This is a genomic window from Spartobacteria bacterium UBA695 (genome assembly GCA_002298145.1).
In the GTDB taxonomy this organism is placed as follows: Bacteria; Verrucomicrobiota; Verrucomicrobiia; order Chthoniobacterales; family Chthoniobacteraceae; genus UBA695.
Genome location: DBMP01000013.1, coordinates 106,112 through 128,302 on the forward strand (window position 1 = coordinate 106,112; position 22,191 = coordinate 128,302).

The window sequence follows — 22,191 nt, forward strand, 5'->3', positions numbered from 1 at the left end:
CGGAAGCACCCCCTTTTTCGATACTTCGATTAGGGACTCCCACTTTTTCAAACCATGAGGCGGTTTTCCATATTTGCGCTGATCCTGTTCGTTCTGGCCGTGGGCGGTCTCTTCGCCCTCGGCCCGTCCGGCACCCAGCGCGCCCAAACATCCTTCCTCGGGATCATCTCCCCGTTTCTAACAACGGGGTCGAATCTCGATCGGAAAATCAGCGCCGTTCGCCAAGGTCTCAAAACGCTCCAGGAACTGGAGCTGGAGAACCAGCAACTGGCGGTCAGCAACAAAGAGCTCAAGGCGGTCAACCAAACCTTGCGCGACCTGGAGACCGAGAACAACCGCTTGCGGATGGCCCTCCAGTACCGCGAGCGGGCGGCCTTCCAGCTCGTCCCGGCGCGGGTCATCGCCCGCGACGCCTCCTCCTGGTGGAACACGATCAAAATCGACCGTGGCACCGCCGACGGCCTGGAGAGCGACATGCCGGTATTGACCGAAAGCGGCCTGGTGGGCAAGACCACCTCCGTCGCCGAGCACGCCGCCACGGTGCTCCTGATTTCCGATGAAAACTGTCGCGTCGCCTCCTCCATCGAGGGGACCCGCGAGCAAGGAATTATAAGTGGGGAACGCGGATCGGGCACCAGCCAGCCGGTGCTCTGTATGCGCTTCCTATCCAAAACAGCCAATTTGAAACCCGACCAGAAGGTGTACAGCTCGGGCGTCGGCGGCGTCTACCCCGCCGGAATCTTTATTGGCGCCATCAAAGAGTTCCGCGTGCGTGAACTCGACGGCTTCGCTACCCTTCAGCCTGCCGTGGACCTGACAACACTGGAAGACGTGTTTGTCGTTCTAGGCAAGAAATGATCCGCTTTTTCCTGATCCTTTTGGCCTCGGCGTTTGGAGCGCTGATCCTCCAGCATTTCATCCCGCCGCTTTCGTTCATGGCGGGGGCGCGAGTGATCCTCCTGCCGCTGGTATTCTTCTACGGCGCGCTGGCCTTGCCCTTCCCGGGCATGCTGGCCCTGGCCTTCGCCTGCGGCTTCATGTGGGACGCGCTCACCGTCCAGATCATCGAGGTCGGCACGGGCCCGCTGAACGCCTTTGGCCTCGGCACCGGCAACGCCGAGGTGGTCGAGATCGCCCTCGGCTGGTCGATCGTCCTCTTCGCCGTCCTCGGTTCGCTCATGAGCGGCTTTCGGCCCCTCTTCCAGGCCGGACGCTGGGAGGTCCACTGCTTGATGAGTGGCGTCTGCACCTCCGCCATGGTCCTGGCCGAGTTCCTCATGATCTCCGTGCGGCGGGCGGCGCTCTACAACGTCCCCTTTGAGTTTAACCGCGAGATCTGGTGGCGCATCGGCGGCCCCGGCCTTGTGGCCTTGGTCCTCGCGCCGATCGTCTTTATCTTTTTGAAGTCGCTGGCCGCCTTGGTTGGCTACAACTCCGTGCCCGACGCCCAAGAAGAGGAGGAGGACTAGCTATGGCCCGTATTTCCCGTTCCGACTGGCGGCTCTTCTTCCTGGCCGTGCTGATGTTCGCGGCCCTCGGCACCATCGTCGCCCGGCTCTGGACCTTGCAGGTCATGCGGGGCGATTACTACGCCAGCAAGATCGGCGGCAAATCGCAGGTCACCGTCCGCATCCCCTCCGTGCGCGGCGAAATCCGCGACCGCAACGGCGTGCCGCTCGTCCAGAACCGCGCCAGCTACAACGTCGACTTTTATCTCCAGGACATGGTCGCCGGGTACCGCCGCCGCAACGGCTCCATCCCCACCATGCTCGAACGGCGCACCCAGCGGGATATGCCCAAGGACATCCCCACGCCCGACATCCTGAAAATCGTCAACGCAGGCGTCATCCCGCGCCTCCAGGAGCTCGACCTTGCGCACGATTACAACTCCAAGCACCTCAAAAACCACTACGCCCACGACACCCTGGTGCCGTTTCCGTACATCGAGGATGCCAATTTCGACACCATCGCCAAGTTCTCCGAACACGACGTCGGCCTGCCCGGCGTCGACATCAGCCAGAAGCCCGTGCGCCAGTACCTCTATGGCGCTTTTGCCGCGCACATCCTCGGCTACGTCGGCATGCCCCGGCAGATCGACCAGCTCCCCGACGTTCGCAACTTCACCTACTACCAGCCCGACGTGGAGGGCAAGTCGCAGATCGAGCTCTCCATGGACCAGTATTTGCGCGGCAAGCCCGGCGTGCGCGTCATCCAGAAAGACGCCAAGGGCCGCATGGAGAGCGAGGTTCGCACCGACCAGCCCAAGCCCGGCGCGAACGTCTACCTCACCATCGACGCCCGCATCCAGTACATCGTCGAGCAGGCCCTGCGCCACCCGACCCTCGGCCGCGCCGCCGCCGTCGTCCTCGACCCCAACAACGGCGACATCCTGGCCATCTGCTCCGTCCCCTCCTTCGACCCGAACGTCTTCATCCCCAAAGTCTCCACCAAGGACTGGGACGGCCTCCTCAAAGACCGCGCCGTGCCCTTGGTCAACCGGGCCGTCTCCGGCTTCCCTCCCGGGTCCACCTTCAAGATCGTGACCTCCCTCGCGGGCCTTAGCAAAGGCCTCGCCAACAAAACCTTCAACTGCTCCGGCTCCGTGGAATACGGCGGCCGCTCCTTCCACTGCTGGATCGCCGAAAAAGGCGGCTCGCATGGCACCCTGCGGCTGCCCGACGCCATCAAGGTCTCGTGCAACTCCTTCTTCTACCAATACGGCAACGCGGCGGGCGGCGACACGCTGGAGCGCGTCGGCGGCATCCTCGGCATGGGGCGGCGCTACGAGCTGGGCCTCTCCGACGAAAAAGAAGGCTGCATGCCCGGGCCGAGATGGATGGCCGGGCGCAACACCGGCGAAAAATGGACCCAGGCCCAGACCGCCAACACCTCCATCGGCCAGGGCTACGTGCTGGCGAGCCCCCTGCAAATGGCCGTCGCCTACGCGGCCGTGGCCAACGGCGGCGTCGCCTACGAGCCGCGCCTCGTCAAGAAAGTCCTCGAAACCGACGGCAAACCAGCCCTCAACGACGAAGGCAAAGTCGCCGTGCCTGACGAGCCGAAAGTCCGCGAAGACTTCAGAACCGAAGGCATCCTGCCCGAGCACGTCGAAACCGTTCGCAAAGGCCTCTGGAACGTCGTCAACGAAACGGGCGGCCCCGGCGGCGGCGGCACCGGCCGCTCCGGCCAGGTCAAAGGAACCGTCGTCGCGGGCAAGACCGGCACCGCACAGGCCACCGACCGCGGCCAGAAAGAGCACATCGCCTGGTTCTGCTGCTTCGCCCCCTACGATCATCCCAAGTATGTCGTCGTCGTCATGGTCCAGGGCGGCGAACACGGCGGCAGCGTCTCGGCCCCCATCGCCGCGCATATTTTAGAGCAGATCCTCGCCGTCGACTCCGGCAAGCTCACCGTCAATCTCCAGCCGCTCGCCCCAGCGCATAACTCGCATCCTTTTGAAATGATCAACTCGCTCTCGTCCTACAGCGGCTCCGTTGGCATCGTCGCGGCATCGTCTGACGACGAGGACGACAACGACCACGACGCCCCGGCGCAGAACGTTCAAATGTCCCACAGCGCGGCCAGCCCCGACATCAAGTCCGATGCGGATGACCAGGGCCGGGTTCCCAAAAAACCCGTCCGCAAAGCCAGCCCCACGCCTTCAGGCTCGGAGCGTCCGAGTCAAACCCCGAAAACCACCCTCCGCCGCACCCGGCAAGCTCCCCAGGAGCAGTCGACCGACGCGGAACAACCCCGTAGAAACCTCTTCCAGAGACTCTTCAGCCATTAAAACAACCTCAGGGATTGCCATCGATTTCGCTGACGACTCCCCAACCCAACGACCCGCAGCCTCCCAGGCGGGCCATAAACCTCCGTGTCAGTAAAAAACCTTCTCCAAATAACCAGATTCATGATCGAAAAAATCAAGAAGATGCTCGGTCTCCGGCGTGAGACCGGAAACAAACTCATTATCAATTGCGAACGGCTGGAACGCCGCGTGGCCCTGCTCGAAAACGGGCAACTCGAAGAATACTCCATCGAGCGAACCACCGAACGCAATATCGTGGGCAGCATCTTCAAAGGCCGCGTGAAAAACATCGAGCACGGCCTCAAGGCCATGTTCGTCGATATCGGCTTCGAAAAAAACGCCTTCCTCCACTTCTGGGACGCCATTCCCGCCGCCCTGGATAGCGGCATCGAAGAGGTCGAACGCAAGAGCGGCCGCAAGCAACAGAAAAAGATCACCTCCGCGGACATCCCCAAGATCTACCCCGTCGGCAGCGAAGTGCTCGTGCAAGTGACCAAGGGCCCCATCTCCAACAAAGGCCCCCGCATCACCACCAACATCTCGCTCGCGGGCCGCTACTTGGTACTCATGCCCTTTAGCGACCAGTGCGGCATCTCCCGTAAGATCGAAGACCCCAAGGAGCGCGAGCGCCTGCGTAAGATCCTCAAGAAGCTCGAAATCCCCGAAAACATGGGCGTCATCGTCCGGACCGTCGGCGAGGGCCAGCGCGAGCGCTACTTCATCCGCGACTTAAGCTTGCTGGTCGACCAGTGGGCCAAGATCGAGGAAGGCGTCAAATCCAAGGGCGCGCCCAACTGCGTCTTCCAGGAGCCGGACTTGATCGAGCGCACCGTGCGCGACTTCCTCACCGACGAAATCGACGAAGTCGTCTGCGACAGCGAAGAAGCCGTCCAGCGCATGGGCGACCTGGTCGGGCAGATCTCCCGCCGCTCCAAGAACCGCGTCCAGCTCTACACCGAGCCGACGCCGATCTTCGACAAATTCGGCATCCAGAAGCAGATCGACGACGCCTTCCACCGCCAGGTGTGGCTGCCGTGCGGCGGCTACATCGTCATTGACGAAACCGAGGCCCTCATCGCCATCGACGTCAACACCGGCCGTAACAAAGGGGCCAAGGACGTCGAAAAGACCATCCTCCAGACCAACCTCGAAGCGGCCGACGAAATCGCCCGCCAGCTCCGGCTGCGCAACATCGGCGGCCTGGTCATCGGCGACTTCATCGACATGAAGAGCCGCAAAGACCAGCAGGCCGTCTTTAACCGGATGAAAGACCGGCTCCGGCGCGACAAGGCCAAAACCCACGTCCTGCCGCTCTCCAACCTGGGCCTCATGGAAATGACCCGCCAGCGCGCGGCCGAGAGCCTCAGCGGCTCCATCTACGAGAACTGCCCGTACTGCCACGGACGCGGCACGGTCAAGAGCTCCATGACCATGAGCGTCGAGCTCCAGCGCTCCCTGCACCAGGTACTGCGCAAACACAGCGACCTTCACGAATTCAAGGTCACCGTGAGCCCGCACCTCCTGGCCCGCCTGCGGAGCGACGACGAGGAGCTCCTCGTCGAAATCGAGCGCCGCTACGCCTGCCGCCTCTCCTTCCGCGCCGACCCGGCGATGCACCACGAGCAATTCGTGATCGTCGACGTGGCCAGCGGCTCGGAAATGAAGCCGTAGGCATTTGGGAAATCTCACTTCAAGGCGCAAAGGAAGCCATTCCTTTGCGCCTTTTGTTGTGGATATTCGCAGAAGGCGAAACTACAATTTAGAAGGCGAAACTACAATTTGTGCGCACCCGCCTGGTATGAGAATCGCAACCTTCATCGCTACGTTTTCTGTTCTGCTTTTGGGAGTGGCGCTGGGAAGCAATTCTAAAAAACGGGAGGAAGCCAGCTCCACTCCTCCTCTGCGCCTTATCGAGAGAACGGTTGATCATCTCATTGCGAGGCTTCGTCCCGAGGATCGGAAGCAAATTTGCGCGATGAAAGGCGAGGACGAAATGATGATGTTCGATAGCGGCTACTATACCCTGAACGATCTTCGTTCCAGGGAGTTGTGGAATAACCCAAAGCTGGACCCTGCATTCAAAAAAATAGGGATCTGGCATCCCGAGGACAGGGGTGCCATTCTGGGAACGTGCATCTGGCGGCGGTTGCACCGCCAGGACCTGAACATCCCGCAGCAAGTCGCCTTCTACCTGGCCTATTGGAAGGAAAACAAGGAGTTGATCAACGAACCGTGCCCCCTATGCGCAAAGGTGCTTCATTGGAGGATGTCCTTTCCGCTGATTTACGTTTCAAAACCGGAAATGGCGGAAGCGCCGCCGTCACAGAATCCAAAGGAAATTCAAAAAATGATCCACTGGTATCGCTGCCCGGAGGGGCACGAATTCATTTGGACGAGCGCCACCGGATTGCGCACGCCGGATGCCGCTCAAATCGAAGCTCGCCCAAAGGTAAACTCCCGTTTGCGGCTTTAGTTTCAGGGCCGACTACTGGACCAGAGGGGTGGGTTGTCTGCGAATTGCAGATGTCTCCAACTTCGTTTCCGGGCCGGAAATGCAAAAAAGCCTGTAATTCAACCAATTTCCGCGCTTCCTAAATGCCCCCGGGGGCGGTAGGATTTTCCCCATTCCGCCTTTATGAAACCCAAGATCCTTGTCGCCGATGACGAGCCCGATGTCCTGCACCTCGTGGCGGCAAACTTCCGCGCCGCCGGGTGGGAAGTCCTTACCGCCGAGGATGGCCCCGGCGCTCTGGCCGAAATGCGCGAAAAGGGAGCCGATCTCATCGTCCTCGACCTGATGCTGCCCGGCCTCTCCGGCCTGGAGGTCTGCCGCATGTTAAAGGGAGACCCTGCCACCGCCGCGATCCCGATTGTCATGCTCACCGCCAAGGCCGAAGAAGTGGATCGCATCGTCGGGCTGGAGCTGGGCGCGGACGATTACCTGACCAAACCGTTCAGTCCGCGCGAACTCGTCTTGCGGGTCAAGAACGTCCTGCGGCGCGCCTCGAAACCGGAGCCCACCGTGACCGCGGTGCTGACGCTGGGCCCCATCGTCCTCGACCGGGAGCGTTTCCACGTCACCGTCGGCGGCAAGCCGGTCGAATTCACCGCCACGGAACTCAAACTGCTCACCCTCCTGATGGAACGCCGGGGCCGGGTGCAATCCCGCGAAGTGCTCCTCAACGACGTCTGGGGCTACGAAAGCGTCATCGACACCCGCACCGTCGATACCCACGTGCGCCGCCTGCGCGAAAAGCTCGGGGAAGCCGCTGACTACCTGGAGACCGTCCGGGGATTCGGCTACCGGTTCTCAGACTAGGATCCAGCGTTTGTTCCTCCCGAGAGATGCTTAATTTCCTCCTCGCTGTCGGTTTCCTTGCGATCGCCGTCTTTTACCTCAAACATCGCCACCGCACGCGGCGCCACTGGCGGCAGATCCGCGACATGATCGGCGCCATCGCCGACGGCCACCGCCCCCCCTCCTTCATCCAGCACGATGAGCGCGAGTGGCAGCAGATCGCCCTCGGCCTGGAAAAGCTGGCCCTCCAGCGTGAACGGCTTGAAAGCCAGATTTCGCGCGAGGGCTTCAATCTCCAGGCGATCCTCTCCAGCATGAGCGAAGGCGTCATGGTCGTGGACGTCGACCGCGTCATCCGGCTGGCCAACCGCTCGTTGCTGGAGCTTTTCAACCTGAAAACCGCGCCCGTCAACCGCGGCGCGCTCCACACGCTGCGCAACGCCGAGATCGACGCCGTGCTGCGCGAGGCCATCGCCCGGGGCGAACCGCAATCGCGGGAGATCGACCTTGCCGCCCCATCGCGCCGCCTCGCCATCAACGCCGCGCCCGTGCGCGACAGCGGCGGGGCCATTCTCGGCGTCGCGGCCACCTTCCACGACATGACGCGCATCCAGCAGCTCGAACAAGTGCGCCAGGACTTCGTGGCCAACGTCTCCCACGAACTGCGCACCCCGCTTTCCATCTTCCAGGGCTACGTCGAGATGCTGCGCGATTACCCCGACCAGCCCAAGGAAGAGATCGCCGCCGCCCTCGACGTCCTTTTCAAACACTCCAAGCGCCTCAACCTCCTGGTGGAGGACCTGCTCACGCTCGCCCGACTGGAATCCCACGAGCACGAGCAGAAAGTCGAGCCGATCGCGCCTGCCGCGTTCCTCGAAAGCGTCAAGCGGGATTGGACGCTCAAATTCCAGGCCGCCGGGATTCATTTCGGCCTCGAAGTGGGCGAGCAGCTTCCCGGCATTTGTGGCGACGGCTTCCAGCTCGAACAGGTGTTCAATAACCTGCTCGAAAACGCGCTCAAATACACGCCCACCGGCGGGCACGTCACCATCCAGGCCGAGCGCGCCTTGATGTCCGACGGCGGCGTTGAGCTGGAAATCCGCGTCGCCGATACCGGCAGCGGCATTCCCTCGGCCGATCTGCCACACATCTTCGAGCGCTTTTACCGCGCCGACAAAGCCCGCAGCCGTGCGCTCGGCGGCACCGGCCTGGGGCTCTCCATCGTCAAGCACATCATCCACAGCCACAACGGCACCGTCCGGGCCGAGAGCCGCCTGGGCGCGGGCTCAACGTTCATTCTGCGGCTGCCGGAGGTAGCGTAGGCTGAAATTAAAGGACCTCGTTTCCAGATCTGGAAATTCGTAACGAGGGGCGAGGAAAACCAGCATCAACCGTTCACGGCATCCGCAGAGTCGAGTCGGTGAAGATGTCGTGGTAGGGCTGGAAATCCTTCCCAAATTCGCGGATGACCTGCGTATAGAGGGAGATGATTCCCTCCGCATAAAAGGCATCGATCGTTGAGAGGCAGAAAGGGCCAATGATTTCATTATTGGCATTCACATAACCGCTCTTGACCAAGCCAGCATAAGCGCTCCATGTGTCGGTGTAGACGTCGCTTTGAGAAAGGACTCGCCCCTCTACAACCGGCATCAATTCTCGCATGGAGCAGTTTTTGACGATGCTGACATAGACCCGATCTCCTCGCTTGTGGAGCCCCAAAACGGGGACCTTTGCCGTGCCGCGCCCGAATCTGCCTTGAGCGCGCCTCGGGGCAAAATAACTCTCGTCGATTTCGACTTCACCGGCAAAGGGTCTGAATTCCTCGATGCTCAGAACCAGCAAACGCTGGCGCAAAAGGCCGTAGATGCGGCTCACGCTCTGGCGGCGAATCCCCAGCAAGGCCGACGCTTTGATTACGCAAATGTCGTGAGCGAAATGATGCAAAATCGCCCTAAATTTCCTCTCGGAAATGTGCGCATGCTCGATATATCTGTTTTTCATTGTCCGCTAGCACTTTACGTATATGGATTTGTGCTAAAGCGGACATTACCCTCAGAGATTCCCAGACAAGGGCGTTACGAATCTTGAGATTCGTACCGAGGAGGCACGGGGGTGCTAGGAGGCACGGGGATGGAGATGTCCTTGTCCTGAGCATCCCGGAGTTGCTGCGTGCTGGCCGCCGCAACCTCTTGGATTGGTTCCTGCCTCTGCCGCCGTTTGCTGCGGTATTCCTGCCACATCGCTTTCCACTTCTTGATGCGAAACAACGACGGCAAGAGCAGGACGAGGAGAAAAAGGCCGCAGTCGGTGTGTGGCATATCTTGCTTTGGAGTGGATCACAGAGAAGCAGAAAAGCCCGATAGTGACCACACAAAGTCAACGTTTCGGCGAAGTAGGGTTCAGGTAACAATTTTTGACAGGCAAGAGAGACAAGACGTCTAACCCCATTGCCGCGCGGTTTGAATCGTGTTTGACGAAACCACTTTTTGGATTTCCAATGCGACCGAGGAATATTTGAACCTAGTGAAAACCGGTGATCGGATAGGGCAATTCTTGTTCGGATGCATCCTGATATCTTTGGGATATGCAGGACTGCATAGTGGCAGAATCGAGCAACTCCGGCACGGTGGACCTCCGCTGGAGGGGCCCGAGGCGATAGTTGGTTCTCTGATATTGTTAGGTTTCGGCCTATTTCTTGCCTTCGTTGCCATTATCAGAAAGAACAAAAAGTTGAACTGACAAGGGAGGGCAAGAATAGGGGAGGGGGCATTTTCCTCCATTTCCCCGGCATCCTAGCCTCTGATTCCCCCGCCACGGACCCCTGGCGCATTTTCCTATTTTCAAAGGGGGCAGGGGAGGCGTATCCTCGACCCCTTTCCTCATGAATTTAGTCAAAGTAGCCGTAGTTGGAGCGTCGGGATATTCCGGCCAGGAGTTGATCCGCATTCTGATGGGGCACCCGGGGGTTGACCTCGTGTGCGTCACCTCGCGTCAACTCGCCGGGAAATCCATCGGCGAGGTCTACCCTCGCTTCCAGCACCAGCGGTTCGCCGACGTCAAATTCACCGCCTCAGACGCCGCTGCCGTCGTCGCGTCCGGCGCGAAAGTGGCCTTCCTCGCCCTGCCCCACGGCCTCGCGCACGAATACGCCAAGCCCCTCATCGAAGGCGGCCTCAAAGTCATCGACCTGAGCGCCGACTTCCGTTTGAAGAGCGCCGCCGTCTTCGAAGAATTCTACGGCACCCCGCACCCCGCGCCTGACCTCCTGCCACAGAGCGTCTACGGCCTGCCCGAGATCTACCGCGACCAGATCCGCGCCTCGAATTTGATCGCCTCCGCCGGATGCTACCCCACCAGCATCCTCCTGCCGCTCATCCCGCTCTTGAAAGCCGGTCTCCTGGACCCCGCCTCCATCACCGTCTCCAGTATGAGCGGCGTCAGCGGCGCGGGAAAAAAAGTGGCGCTCGATTACCTCTACTGCGAGTGCAACGAAAGCGCCCGCGCCTACGGCGTGCCCAAGCACCGGCACCTTTCCGAGATCGAGCAGGAGCTTTCCAACGCCGCCGGAACCCCGGTCGTCATCAGCTTCACCCCGCACTTGATCCCCGTAAACCGCGGCATCGTCTCGACCACCTACGCCAGCCTTAAGCCCGGCGTTGGCATTGAGGCCGTTACCGCAGCGCTCAAAGCCGCCTACCAGAGCGAACCCTTCGTCCGGCTCCAGGGCCCCACCGGCGGCGCGGACATCAAGAACGTCGTATTCACCAACTTCATCGACATCGCCTGGCGGCACGATCCGCGTACGGGCCGGGTGGTGCTCATGAGTGCCGAAGACAACCTCGTCAAAGGGGCCTCCGGCCAGGCCGTCCAGAGCTTCAACCTTCTCTGCGGCTGGCCCGAAACCGAAGGGTTGCTATAGAAGAAACAGAAGAACGCAGTTCGCATTCGCCCATTGATTTAGATTATGTCAGGAGATCGTTTTACTGAAATTTCCGGCGGCGTCACCGCGCCCCGTTCCTTCGCAGCAGGCAGTATTTTTGCTGGAATCAAAGCCACCAACACCAGCAAACCGGATATCGCGTTCGTCGTTTCCGAGGCCCCCGCCGTCTCCGGCGGCACCTTTACGACCAACAAAGTCAAAGCCGCCCCCGTGCGCGTCTCCCAGGCCCACGTGCGCGGTGCCGAAACGCGCGCCATCGTCGCCAACAGCGGCAACGCCAACGCCTGCACCGGCGTCATCGGCATCGAGCACGCCAAGCGCATGGCCAAAGCCCTGGCCCGGGCCCTCAAGCTCAAGGAACGCCAGGTTCTCGTCTGCTCCACCGGCCGCATCGGCGTGCCGCTGCCCATCGAGACCATGGAAGCCGCCATCGCCAAGGCCCCGCAGGTCCTGAGCGCCGACGGCAGCCTCGCCGCCGCCCAGGCCATCATGACCAGCGACACCAAGGTCAAGGAAATCGCCGTCGAATTCCAGCTCGGGGATAAAACCGTGCGCATCGGCGGCATCGCCAAAGGCGCGGGCATGATCGACCCGAACATGGCCACCATGCTTTCCTTCGTCACCACCGACGCCGCCATTAGCAAAAAGCTTCTCCAACAGGCCATCTCCGACGCCGTTGAGCAGTCCTTTAACCGCATCACCGTCGACGGCGACATGAGCACCAACGACACCGTGCTCGTCCTGGCCAACGGCACCGCAGGCAACGAACCGCTCTCCGACGGCACCGCCGATTTCGACCTCTTCCAGAACGCCCTGAACCACGTCTGCTGCGCCCTGGCGCGCATGATCGTCGAGGACGGCGAGGGGGTCAGCAAATTCGTCACCGTACAGGTGCGTGGGGGCAAGAGCCGCCAGGACGCCCGCAAAGCCGCCGAAGCCGTCGCCAACTCCACCCTGACCAAGTGCTGCTGGTTCGGCGGCGACCCCAACTGGGGCCGCGTCATGGACGCCATCGGGTACTCCGGCGCGAAAATTCGCGAAGAAACCGTCGATATTTACTACGACGGCCTCATCGCCGTGCAGAACGGCATGGCCGCCAGCACGCCGTTTTCGAAATTGAAGGAAGTCGTGGCAAACAAGCGTTTTACAATCACCGTCGATCTGCACGTCGGCGAGGCCGATTACACCGTGTTTACCACCGACCTCACCACGGCCTACGTCGAGTTCAACATGGGGGAATGATTTTTGGATTGCGAAAACGGCCTTTGGGCATTCCAATCGCCGCTTTTCGCGAACTCCAATTTATAGCAAGATGCCCAATGTTTCTTACCTAGCCCGGACGGAAGCGCTCATCGAAGCCCTCCCGTTCATCCAGAAGTACCGTGGCCAGCTTTTCGTCATCAAATATGGCGGCAGCGCCATGGAAGATGAGCACACCGTCGAGCGCCTCCTGCGCGACGTCGTGTTCCTGGAGGCCGTGGGCATCAACCCCGTCCTCATCCACGGTGGCGGCAAAGCCATCACCTCCCGGATGCGCGAGGCGGGCATCAAGGCCCGGTTTGTCAACGGCCTGCGCCAGACCAGCAAAGAAGCCATCGCCATCGTCGAGGAAGTCTTAAGCGGTACGCTCAACCCCAAGATCGTCGAGACCATCAACGAATTTGGCGGCAAAGCCGTCGGCATTCCTGGCAAAAACGTCTTTGAAGTCACCAAGCTCCCGCTCCAGGACGACGAAGAGGGCAAGCCCGTCGATCTCGGGTACGTCGGCGAAGTCACCGGCGTGGACCTCCCGGCCATCCAGCGGGCCGTCGAGAACGAAGTTGTCCCGGTCATCTCGCCCATCGGGCGCGACGCCGAGGGGGCCATCTACAACATCAACGCCGACACCGCCGCCGGAGCCGCGGCCGCCGCCCTGGGGGCCGCCAAGATGATCTACCTGAGCGACGTCCCCGGCATCATGCGCGACCCCAAAGAAGCCGATTCGCTCATCTCCACCCTCTCGATCAAGGACGTCCACAGCCTCATCGACGAAGGCATCATCGCGGGCGGCATGATCCCCAAGGTCGTCTCCGCCATGAGCGCCATCGAGCAGGGCGTCAAGAAAGTCCATTTCATCGATGGCCGCATCCAGCATTCGCTTTTGCTGGAAGTGTTCACCAACACGGGCGTCGGCACGGAAATCGTCGCCTAAGAGCCCGTTTTTTTAAGCCCGGCAGATTTTTTTCAGGAGAAAATAATGGAAAGCACACAAGAGTTGTTTGAAGCGAACGTCGTTCCGTCGTATGCCCGGTTCCCGCTCGCTTTGGAGCGCGGCGAAGGCACGCGCATCTGGGACGAAGCGGGCAAGGAATACCTCGATTTCGGAGCCGGCATCGCCGTCTGCTCCGTCGGGCATTGCCACCCGCGCGTGGCCGACACCATCGCCCGCCAGGCCCGCACGCTCATCCATACCTCCAACCTCTACTACACCCGCCCGCAGGGCGAGCTAGCCGCGCGCTTGAACCGCTACGTCGGCCACCCCGGCAAAGTCTTTTTCTGCAACTCCGGCGCGGAAGCCAACGAAGGCCTCTACAAACTCGCCCGCAAGTTCGGCAACGAAGCCCGCTCCCCCCACTCGCGCCACGCCGCCGGGGAGGAGCTGGAATACTCGCCCAACCGGTTCGAAGTCCTCACCTTCGACGGCTCCTTCCACGGCCGCACGCTGGCGGGCATCGCCGCCACCGGCCAGGAGAAAGTGCGCAAGGGCTTTGACCCGATCACGCCCGGCTTCCGCCACGTCCCCTTCAACGACGCGCCGGAGCTTTCGCGCGCCATCGGCCCCGACACCATCGCCGTTTTGATGGAGCCCATCCAGGGCGAAATCGGCGTCCTGCCCGCCACGCTCTCCTTCCTCAAGGCCGTTCGCAAGATTTGCGACGACCACGGCCTGCTCCTCATGTTCGACGAAATCCAGTGCGGCCTCGGGCGCACCGGCGACTGGTGTGCCTGGCAGACCCTCACCCAGGGCGAAGTCGTCCCCGACGCCATCAGCTGGGCCAAAGGCATCGCCGACGGCTACCCGATGGGGGCCTTCTGGATTCGCGACCGCAAAATCACCCTCAAAGACGGCAAAGAAAGCAGCCTCGCCGACCTCCTCGGAGCCGGATCGCACGGCACCACCTTCGGCGGCACCCCCATGGGCTGCACCGTTGCCAACGAAGTCCTCTCCATCGTCGAAGAAGAGAACCTGCTGGCCAACGCCCGCGAGCTGGGCAACTACGCCAAGGAAGCCATCCTCGGCCTCAAGAGCCCGCTCATCAAAGACGTGCGCGGCGTGGGCCTCATGATCGCCTTCCAACTTGTGCCCGACTTTTCCCAGCGCATCGGCGACGACCGGGCCGCGAGCCTCGCCCTCATCTCCCGCCTGCACGCGGGTGGCCTCCTGTGCGTCCCCTCCGGCGTGCAGAGCATCCGCTGGCTGCCGCCGCTTAACGTCACCAAGGCCGAGATCGACCAAGCCGTCCAGATCCTCGGCGCGGCCCTCAATTCGTAAAAATTCACCTCTCCTTAGCTTTATGAAGCACCTGCTTTCCCTCGAAGCGCTCCCCGCGAGCGACATGGTTGAAATTTTGGCGATGACCCAAAAAATCAAAGCCGAGCGCGGCCACCACGCCGAGCTGCCCCTCAAGGGCCAGTGTTGGGGGCTCATATTCAGCAAATCCTCCACGCGTACCCGCGTCAGCTTCGAAGTCGGCATCCGCGAACTCGGCGGCGACGCCCTCTTCCTCTCCGCCCACGACATCCAGCTCGGGCGCGGCGAGCCGATCAAAGACACCGCCCGCGTCATGGGCCGCATGATCCACGGCGCGGTCATCCGCACCTTTGCCCAGCAGGACGTCGAGGACTTTGCCGCCTACGGCAACATCCCCACCATCAACGCCCTCACCGACGCCGAGCACCCGTGCCAGATCCTGGCCGACCTCTTCACCATCCAGGAAAAGCTCGGCACCTACGAAGGCAAAACCGTCACCTTCATCGGCGACGGCGCGTGCAACGTCCCCGTCTCGTGGATCTGGGCCGCCTCCAAGCTTAATTTCAAGCTGCGCATCGCCGCCCCCGTGCCCTTCCAGCCCTCCAAGGAAATCCTCGCCAAAGCGGGCCCCAACATCACCGTCACCGACGACATCGCCGCCGCAGCCGACGGAGCCGACGTCCTCTACACCGACGTCTGGGTTAGCATGGGCATGGAGAAAGAGACCGAGTACCGCCTTGCGCAGCTCGCGGGCTACCAGATCAACACCGAGCTCCTCAAAAAAGCCGCCCCCGGCGCGCTCGCCATGCACTGCCTGCCCGCCTACCGCGGCAAGGAGATTACCGACGAAGTCCTGGAAGCCCACGCGGAGACCATCTTCACCGAAGCCGAAAACCGCCTCCACGCGCAAAAGGCAATCCTTGCCTGGCTGGTGAAATAGAGATTTTACAAAGAGGACACGGAGGAAAAGACCGGGGGCACTATTTTTCAGCTTCCGTTCGACGTCTCCTCCGTATTCTCTGTGGTGAGATGCTTATGAAAACACCCATCCCTGGCGGATTACTGGTGGCCATCGAAGGCATCGACGGGACGGGGAAATCGACCGTCGCCGCCACGCTGGCCCAATGGTGTGGCGAACGGGGCTTGGGCTGCGTCTTTTCCCGCGAACCGACCAACCTCGGCCCCGGTTACAAACTGCGCCAGTCCATGGAGACCGGGCGGCTTTCCATGAAAGAGGAACTGGAACTCTTCCGCCTGGACCGCAAAGAGCACGTCGAGCGGAGCGTCGGCCCGGCGCTCAAGGAGAACCAGATCGTTATCCTCGACCGCTACTACTGGAGCAACGCCGCCTACCAGGGGGCTCGTGGAGCCGATGTCGCAAAGATCATCGCCTCCAACGAAGCTATCGCCCCCGTGCCCGACCTGATTTTGTTCATGGACATCGACGTGAGCGAAAGCCTGGCGCGCATTCATGGCCGTGGCGACATCCCCAACGGCTTCGAAGAGCGCGACTCGCTGGAAAAAACCCGCGCCATCTTCACCCAGCTCCACGAGAAAGGCGACCGCCCATCGGTCCGGGTTGACGCGAGCCGCGATTTGCGAACCGTCACCGCCGACGCCCTGCGGATCTTCAAAGAAACCGCCCTGCGCAAAATCATCAGCGCCGCGCCGGTCATGCCGCGCGAGTCCGACGGCTGGTTCGCATAGAGCTGGCGCGAGATCGCCGCTCCTCGTTCGCTGTGCTCCCAAGCCGAAAATAGGGGTCCTATAATAAAACAGAGGCCTCACGCAAAGCCGCAAAAAAGGCAAAGACAAGAGTTTCCCCTCTTTGCGCCTTTGCGTGAGAATAGAATTCTCCCTTTTTCCTGGCGCGCAGGGCCCCGCACCGCGGGGTATTGGGATTGGGGGCGTTTGTTTTGAAAAGAACCGCTGCTTCCGCGCACACAAAAAAGGCCCTCCCTTGCAGGAGAGCCTTCTTTGAAAAATGAACAGGAAGCCTGGGGCTTATTCCTCGGGCTTGGTTTTCGGGAGGCCGATCACGCGTTGATCGTCTTTCCAGACGCCGCGTTTCTTGAGGAGTTCAACGCGTTCGAAGCGCTTGAGAACGTTGCGTTTCACCGTGATGGTGCTGGCACCTTTGAGACTGCGATGTTGTGACATGGAATGGAAAAGGTTAAAAATTTCCCCGGTGGAACGGGAGCGAAAAAACTAGTCGCCCAGAAGCCGGAAGGCAATGGAAATATGCGCCTAGGACCAAAAAAATCCTCGCCAACCCCCTGGGGCGGGCCGAAAAATACCCATCCATTTGGAACCGGCGATTAAATATCCAAGGGCCATCTGCGGGCGATTTTTGCGTCTGTCGTTACCTCTCGCAACGTCAAGATCTTTACAGATATTGACGCTGCTCCCGGCGTCGACAACCATCAAAACTTGCCTCGCATCTGCCCTCATGGCTATTTATTCGGCGATTCCTTTCCGCTCATGATCCAGATTTTTCTCAAGGGAGGCCCGGTGATGTGGCCGCTCCTCGTCACCTCGCTCCTCGCGCTCACCGTCGTTTTCGAACGGCTCTTCTTCACCGTGCGCGAGGCGCTCCGGCGCGATCCCGAGGCCGTCGCCGGGATCTTCGCCCAGGTCCAGCAGGGGCACCCCGAAGAAGCCCGCGCCATCGGCAAACGCTCCCGGGATTACGTCGCCCGCGTCCTTACCTACGCCCTGGAGCACAGCGAGGTCTCCTTCAGCAACGCGCTCCTACAATCGGCCAATCAGGAATTGCAGCGCTTCAACCGGGGCATCTCCATCCTCGATACCATCGTCACCCTGGCCCCGCTCTTGGGCCTTTTTGGCACGGTCACGGGGATGATCCACGCCTTTGGGCTCCTGGGAGCGGCGGAACTCGGCGCGCCCACCGCCATCACCGGCGGCATCGCCGAGGCCCTCATCGCCACCGCGTTTGGCCTCTTGATCGCCATGGTCTCACTGCTCCCCTTCAACTTCCTTAACACCCAACTGGAGCGGGCCCGGGCGGAGATCGAGACCTCCGCCGCCAAGCTCGAGCTTCTCCTTCTGCGCTCCGGGGTGGATTCGAAGCCATGACGACCATCCCTTCCCCTCGCAGCAAGCGCCGGGCGCGTATCGAGATCATCCCCCTGATTGACATCGTTTTTTTCCTCCTGGCGACCTTCGTCATGGTGTCGCTCTCGATGATCAAGAACCAGGGCATCTCGCTCAACCTGCCCACGGCCTCCACCGCAGCGCCCCAGGCCCAGGAGGAGGAAGCCAGCGCCATCTCGATCCAGGCCGACGGCCAGATTTACTTCGACAAAACGCCGCTGCCCCTCGGGGAACTGGACGCGCGGCTGGCGACGCTCAAAGCCCAGCGGGCCGATCCGCGCGTGGTGATCCACGGTGACGTAAAGAGCGAATTCGGGGCCGCCATTGCCGTCCTCGACGCCGTGCGCAAAGCGGGCATCGCCAAAGTAGCCATCCAGACCCAGCCCGCGCCTCAGACTCCCCAAGCCCCCTCAGCCCCGGCCCCCAAACCCTGATGAAACGCGTGCTGACACTGAGCTTCCTGGGAGCGGCGGGGTGCCACGCGCTGCTGCTTTTCGGCTTTCAGGCGAGCGGCCCAGTGCTGCACCCGATAGGGGACACGGGAACGACGGATGTGGCGCTGATCGGCGAAGAAGAGGGGGCTCCCGAGGCCTGGGGAAGCCCCGAAAGCGCAACGCCCCCGCCCGAACAGCCTCAACCGGAACCGTCCCCAGTAGCCGATCCCACCCCGGCTCCCGAACCCGAGCCTTCCGTGCCCCCCGTTTCCGAAGCCAAGCCCGCCCCGCAGATCCAGCCCGAGCCCCTTCACAAGCCGCAGCCCGCCGCCCGGCCCAAGGCCCCGGTCCATCACGGCAACCCGGCTTCGGCGGTGTCCACGAAACCCGGCGCAGGCACGGGAAGCGGCAGCGGCCTCTCCGGAGCGGGCAGCGCCGCCACGGGTGCTGGCGGTGGCGGCCAGCCGCGCTACCGCAGCCATCCCCTGCCCGAATACCCGCCCCAGGCCCGCCGGGAGCGACAGGAAGGCGTCCCATTCGTCAAAATCCAGGTCCTACCGGACGGAAAGCCCGGCGAAGTCACCCTTGCGCGCTCCTGCGGCTACCCCCTGCTGGACGAAGCGGCAGTCAAAGGCGTCCGGCGCTGGACCTTCGACCCGGCCACCGCCGCCGGGGTCCCCGTATCCTCTCAGGTGGAGGTGCCCGTGCGCTTTAACCTCGTTCGCTAAACGCCTCCTTCTACAATCTCCCCTTAAGCGGTTCTTGACCATTGCGGGAGTTCGCCTAAGTTTGCCCCACGCACCTTGCGGGGCAATGGCGTTCCGACACGGTGGGACCTATATGGCTCAGTTTGACTCAAGAAATCCTAAAGAGCGGCCTCCGCGCGACCCCAACGGCAATAACTCCGAACCCAGTTTCAACTGGAAGGGCTTGCTCCTCATCATTGCGGCCATCGCCATGGTCGGCTTCGTCGTCCTCGGGCGGACCCCCGGCGGCGCGCCCGATACCATCACCTGGGACAAGTTCGAGGCCCTCAAGACCGAGAACCAGGTCAAGAAATCGACCGCGCTCCAGATCCTGGACGAAGGCGACAAGCCCACCCAGTGGCTCATCGGCGAGTATGCCGACCCGGCCAAGCACAAGGGCGTGTCCCAGTTCCGCACCGAAATTTCCGCCAAGTTCCAGTCCAACCTGATGCAGGACCTCAACGACGCCGGCTACAAAGTCGACATCAAGGGCGGCAACAGCTTCATGAGCTCGCCCGTGGCGGCCTTCCTGCCCGTGCTCCTCATCATGGTCGTGCTCTACTTCCTCTTCCGCCAGCAGATCCGCATGGCGGGCAAGGGGGCCATGAGCTTCGGCAAGAGCAAGGCCCGGATGCTTTCGCGCGACAAGAACCGCATCACCTTTAAAGACGTCGCCGGGGTCGAGGAAGCCAAGGACGAAGTCGAGGAACTCGTCGAATTCCTCAAAGACCCGAAGAAATTCCAGAAACTCGGCGGCCGCATTCCCAAGGGCGTCCTGCTGGTGGGCCCTCCCGGCACCGGTAAAACGCTGCTGGCGCGCGCCATTGCAGGCGAGGCCGACGTCCCCTTCTTCTCGATCTCCGGTTCAGACTTCGTCGAAATGTTCGTCGGCGTCGGCGCCAGCCGCGTGCGCGACATGTTCGAGCAGGGCAAGAAAAACGCCCCCTGCATCATCTTCATCGACGAAATCGACGCCGTGGGCCGCCATCGTGGCACCGGCCTGGGCGGCGGTCACGACGAGCGCGAGCAGACCTTGAACGCCTTGCTCGTCGAAATGGACGGCTTCGACACCCAGGAGGGCGTCATCATCATCGCCGCCACCAACCGGCCCGACGTGCTCGACCCCGCGCTGCTGCGCCCGGGCCGTTTCGACCGGCAGATCACCGTCAACCTCCCCGACGTCAAAGGTCGCGAGCAGATCCTCAAGGTCCACGCCAAGCGGGTTAAAATCGCCGACGGCGTTGATCTCGGAGTCGTCGCCCGCGGCACGCCCGGCTACTCTGGTGCGGAACTGGCCAACGTCATCAACGAAGCGGCGCTGATGGCCGCCCGCCGGGGGCTCAAAGCGATCACACTCAGCGAACTGGAAGAAGCGCGCGACAAAGTGCGCTGGGGCCGCGAACGCCGCAGCCTCGCCATGAGTGCCAAGGAGAAGGAAAACACCGCCTTCCACGAAGCGGGCCATGCGCTGCTCTGCGAGCTGGTCGACAACATGGACCCGCTCCACAAAGTCACCATCATCCCGCGCGGCCCGGCCCTCGGCCTTACCATGTACCTGCCCGAGGCCGACCAGTACACCAACCGCAAAAAAGAACTGCTCGACCGCCTGGTAGTCATCATGGGTGGCCGCGTGGCGGAGGAGCTCGTCTTCGGTGACGTCACCAACGGCGCCAGCAACGACATCAAGCACGCCACCAACATCGCCCGCAAGATGGTCTGCGAATGGGGCATGAGCGAGCGCATGGGCATGGTCGAGTACGGCGGCCACGAGGAGCACGTCTTCCTCGGCCGGGACATCGGCAAAGGCCGCGACTACTCCGAGTCCACCGCCCAGGAGATCGACCGCGAAGTGCGCCACCTCTGCGACAGCGCTTACGAGCGCGCCCGCGACCTGCTCTCCTCCCACCGCGATAAACTCGACGCCATCGCCAAGGCGCTTCTGGAATTCGAAACCCTTGGCGGCGAACAGATCCGCGACATTATCCAATACGGTGAAATGAAGAACCCGCCGCCGCCTCCGGGCGTCGTCGAGAAGCCCCGCACGGAGCCGCCGCCCCACCCGCAGGAGGGAACGACCCTCTCGCCGGACTACCCGGGCGGCATTTCCGCGGCAACCGCGCCTCAATAGCCTGAGAGGAACCCTCCGGCGTTCGTGAAAGCGACGGCACCGGAAGGGGCCGTGAAATTTGGGGGATTCCCCTACGTTCGCGGTCTTTCGGGTTCCAGGCTTTGAGCGATATTTGCCCATGGAGGAGCAGCACACTAGAGCGGAGAAACCGAAACGGCGGAATCAAAACCTTTCCGTATTGAGAGGCATTCCGGATCCGGTCTTTGTGTGTGGCAGGAGGGGAAAATTCAAGCTCGCCAACCCCGCATTCGCTGCGCTCGCGGGCAAGGCCGGTGAGGACCTTGACGGGGCCCCTGCAGCGCTCCTGGAACTGCCCGAACTGGCCGCCGCCGTGCTGGAGCAAAACGAGGACATCCTGACGGACGGCGAGCCCCGGAAGTTCGAATTCGTCCTGCCCTCGCCCCAAGGCGTGCGCTTTTTCAGCGTGACCAAGGGCCTCTGCCAGGGAGGCAAACGTTCCGGCGATGCCGTCTTTGGCATCGTGCGCGAGCTGACCCGCGCCCGCGACGAGGAGCGGGAAATCATTGACACCAGCGACCACGAAAAAGAGCGCCTGGGCCACGAGCTGCGGGAGAATTTCTGCCAGCACCTCGTAGGCATCTCGCTCCTAGGCAACGTCCTTTACGAAGAACTGGCCAAGGCGGGGCTGGAACAGGCCCGGTTTGCCAAGCAGATTACGCGCCTGGTCAAAGAGGTCGTCAGCGAAGTTCGGACCCTGGAGAAAAGCCTTTCCGTTGCCCATCTGGAGCAGGGCGCGGGGCTCGTCGAGGCCTTGCGCGACCTGGCCGAGCTCGTCGGGCTTCAGCGCAAGGTTTCCTGCGCCGTGCAAGCTCCTCCCGACCGGCTGGAAGTCCCCGCGCGGACGGCCATGTACCTTTTCCGCATCGTCCAGGAGGCCGTCCACAGTGCCGTGCGGCGCGTCGGGGTCCGGCGGCTGCTGATCCGCATCGCCGCGCTGCCCGAGGGCGTGGCGCTTTGCGTTCGGGATGATGGCGAGGCGTTTCCCGCGCACGTAAACCTGGAGGAGTGGGCCCGGGGGGAATTCCCCGTGATGCACCACCGCAGCCGGGTGATCGGAGCCGGGCTGGAGTTCCGGCGGCTGGAGGCCGGCGGCATCGAAATGATTTGCAAAGCCCCCTGTTACCGGGGGCGGAGGGAGCTTCCCGTGCGGAAAAAACGCCGGAAGTTGAAGTGACCCCGGAGTTCCTTGTT

The 22,191-nt window shown here is 62.1% G+C and carries 21 protein-coding genes; 18 read left to right on the forward strand and 3 right to left on the reverse strand.

Annotation, left to right across the window (positions count from 1 at the left end; translation table 11 throughout):
- Positions 1-54 precede the first annotated feature (54 nt).
- The 7 genes from mreC to B2828_RS06745 all read left to right on the forward strand — a co-directional run bounded on the left by mreC (position 55) and on the right by B2828_RS06745 (position 8,428).
- Positions 55-858 (forward strand): rod shape-determining protein MreC, encoded by an 804-nt coding sequence (mreC, locus tag B2828_RS06715; protein ID WP_479632931.1) that lies wholly within the window; start codon positions 55-57, stop codon positions 856-858.
- On the forward strand, positions 855-1,469 hold the full coding sequence (locus tag B2828_RS06720; protein WP_479632932.1) for a hypothetical protein: 615 nt from the start codon (positions 855-857) through the stop codon (positions 1,467-1,469). Before mreC ends, B2828_RS06720 begins: the two co-directional genes overlap by 4 nt.
- A gap of 2 nt (positions 1,470-1,471) precedes the next feature.
- Entirely contained in the window at positions 1,472-3,790 is a 2,319-nt protein-coding gene (gene mrdA / locus B2828_RS06725) for a penicillin-binding protein 2 (RefSeq protein ID WP_479632933.1), read from the forward strand.
- 120 nt (positions 3,791-3,910) lie between these two features.
- Positions 3,911-5,479: an Rne/Rng family ribonuclease gene (locus B2828_RS06730; protein WP_479632934.1), complete on the forward strand. Its 1,569-nt coding sequence runs from the start codon at positions 3,911-3,913 to the stop codon at positions 5,477-5,479.
- A gap of 4 nt (positions 5,480-5,483) precedes the next feature.
- The gene (locus B2828_RS06735) at positions 5,484-6,281 is read left to right on the forward strand and encodes a hypothetical protein (RefSeq protein ID WP_479632935.1); all 798 of its coding nucleotides are present in this window, start codon (positions 5,484-5,486) and stop codon (positions 6,279-6,281) included.
- A 162-nt stretch (positions 6,282-6,443) separates the two neighbouring features.
- The gene (locus B2828_RS06740; protein WP_479632936.1) at positions 6,444-7,127 is read left to right on the forward strand and encodes a response regulator; all 684 of its coding nucleotides are present in this window, start codon (positions 6,444-6,446) and stop codon (positions 7,125-7,127) included.
- A gap of 26 nt (positions 7,128-7,153) precedes the next feature.
- The gene (locus tag B2828_RS06745; protein WP_479632937.1) at positions 7,154-8,428 is read left to right on the forward strand and encodes a sensor histidine kinase; all 1,275 of its coding nucleotides are present in this window, start codon (positions 7,154-7,156) and stop codon (positions 8,426-8,428) included.
- 73 nt (positions 8,429-8,501) lie between these two features.
- Here the strand turns inward: B2828_RS06745 and B2828_RS06750 are convergent, their stop codons facing one another.
- Together B2828_RS06750 and B2828_RS06755 are read right to left on the reverse strand one after the other, a co-directional pair.
- Positions 8,502-9,107 (reverse strand): IS1595 family transposase, encoded by a 606-nt coding sequence (locus tag B2828_RS06750; RefSeq protein WP_479632938.1) that lies wholly within the window; start codon positions 9,105-9,107, stop codon positions 8,502-8,504.
- A 74-nt stretch (positions 9,108-9,181) separates the two neighbouring features.
- Positions 9,182-9,424: a hypothetical protein gene (locus B2828_RS06755; RefSeq protein WP_479632939.1), complete on the reverse strand. Its 243-nt coding sequence runs from the start codon at positions 9,422-9,424 to the stop codon at positions 9,182-9,184.
- Positions 9,425-9,987: 563 nt separating this feature from the next.
- Here B2828_RS06755 and argC point away from each other — a divergent pair.
- The 6 genes from argC (at position 9,988) to tmk (ending at position 16,264) form a co-directional block, all read left to right on the forward strand.
- Complete coding sequence (gene argC, locus B2828_RS06760) at positions 9,988-11,025, forward strand: N-acetyl-gamma-glutamyl-phosphate reductase (RefSeq protein WP_479632940.1); 1,038 nt, start codon at positions 9,988-9,990, stop codon at positions 11,023-11,025.
- Positions 11,026-11,070: 45 nt separating this feature from the next.
- A complete protein-coding gene (gene argJ / locus B2828_RS06765) occupies positions 11,071-12,288 on the forward strand; it encodes a bifunctional glutamate N-acetyltransferase/amino-acid acetyltransferase ArgJ (RefSeq protein WP_479632941.1) in 1,218 nt (405 codons plus the stop codon).
- 70 nt (positions 12,289-12,358) lie between these two features.
- Positions 12,359-13,237: an acetylglutamate kinase gene (argB, locus tag B2828_RS06770; RefSeq protein WP_479632942.1), complete on the forward strand. Its 879-nt coding sequence runs from the start codon at positions 12,359-12,361 to the stop codon at positions 13,235-13,237.
- Positions 13,238-13,282: 45 nt separating this feature from the next.
- Positions 13,283-14,578, forward strand: a complete 1,296-nt coding sequence (locus tag B2828_RS06775; protein ID WP_479632943.1) for an aspartate aminotransferase family protein — start codon at positions 13,283-13,285, stop codon at positions 14,576-14,578.
- Between the two features lie 22 nt (positions 14,579-14,600).
- Positions 14,601-15,497 (forward strand): ornithine carbamoyltransferase, encoded by an 897-nt coding sequence (gene argF, locus B2828_RS06780; protein WP_479632944.1) that lies wholly within the window; start codon positions 14,601-14,603, stop codon positions 15,495-15,497.
- Positions 15,498-15,592: 95 nt separating this feature from the next.
- On the forward strand, positions 15,593-16,264 hold the full coding sequence (gene tmk, locus B2828_RS06785) for a dTMP kinase (protein ID WP_479632945.1): 672 nt from the start codon (positions 15,593-15,595) through the stop codon (positions 16,262-16,264).
- A 297-nt stretch (positions 16,265-16,561) separates the two neighbouring features.
- On the opposite strand, the gene B2828_RS06790 is transcribed toward tmk, so the two are convergent.
- Entirely contained in the window at positions 16,562-16,717 is a 156-nt protein-coding gene (locus B2828_RS06790; RefSeq protein ID WP_479632946.1) for a small basic protein, read from the reverse strand.
- A 321-nt stretch (positions 16,718-17,038) separates the two neighbouring features.
- Here B2828_RS06790 and B2828_RS06795 point away from each other — a divergent pair, with 321 nt between their 5' ends.
- The 5 genes from B2828_RS06795 (at position 17,039) to B2828_RS06815 (ending at position 22,174) form a co-directional block, all read left to right on the forward strand.
- Positions 17,039-17,653 carry a MotA/TolQ/ExbB proton channel family protein gene (locus B2828_RS06795; RefSeq protein ID WP_479632947.1) on the forward strand — a complete coding sequence of 205 codons (615 nt, stop codon included), beginning with the start codon at positions 17,039-17,041 and terminating at the stop codon, positions 17,651-17,653.
- On the forward strand, positions 17,650-18,105 hold the full coding sequence (locus B2828_RS06800; RefSeq protein ID WP_479632948.1) for an ExbD/TolR family protein: 456 nt from the start codon (positions 17,650-17,652) through the stop codon (positions 18,103-18,105). Before B2828_RS06795 ends, B2828_RS06800 begins: the two co-directional genes overlap by 4 nt.
- Positions 18,105-18,833: an energy transducer TonB gene (locus B2828_RS06805; RefSeq protein ID WP_479632949.1), complete on the forward strand. Its 729-nt coding sequence runs from the start codon at positions 18,105-18,107 to the stop codon at positions 18,831-18,833. Before B2828_RS06800 ends, B2828_RS06805 begins: the two co-directional genes overlap by 1 nt.
- 112 nt (positions 18,834-18,945) lie before the next feature.
- The gene (ftsH, locus tag B2828_RS06810) at positions 18,946-20,979 is read left to right on the forward strand and encodes an ATP-dependent zinc metalloprotease FtsH (RefSeq protein ID WP_479632950.1); all 2,034 of its coding nucleotides are present in this window, start codon (positions 18,946-18,948) and stop codon (positions 20,977-20,979) included.
- Between the two features lie 118 nt (positions 20,980-21,097).
- On the forward strand, positions 21,098-22,174 hold the full coding sequence (locus B2828_RS06815; protein WP_479632951.1) for a sensor histidine kinase: 1,077 nt from the start codon (positions 21,098-21,100) through the stop codon (positions 22,172-22,174).
- Positions 22,175-22,191: the final 17 nt, after the last annotated feature.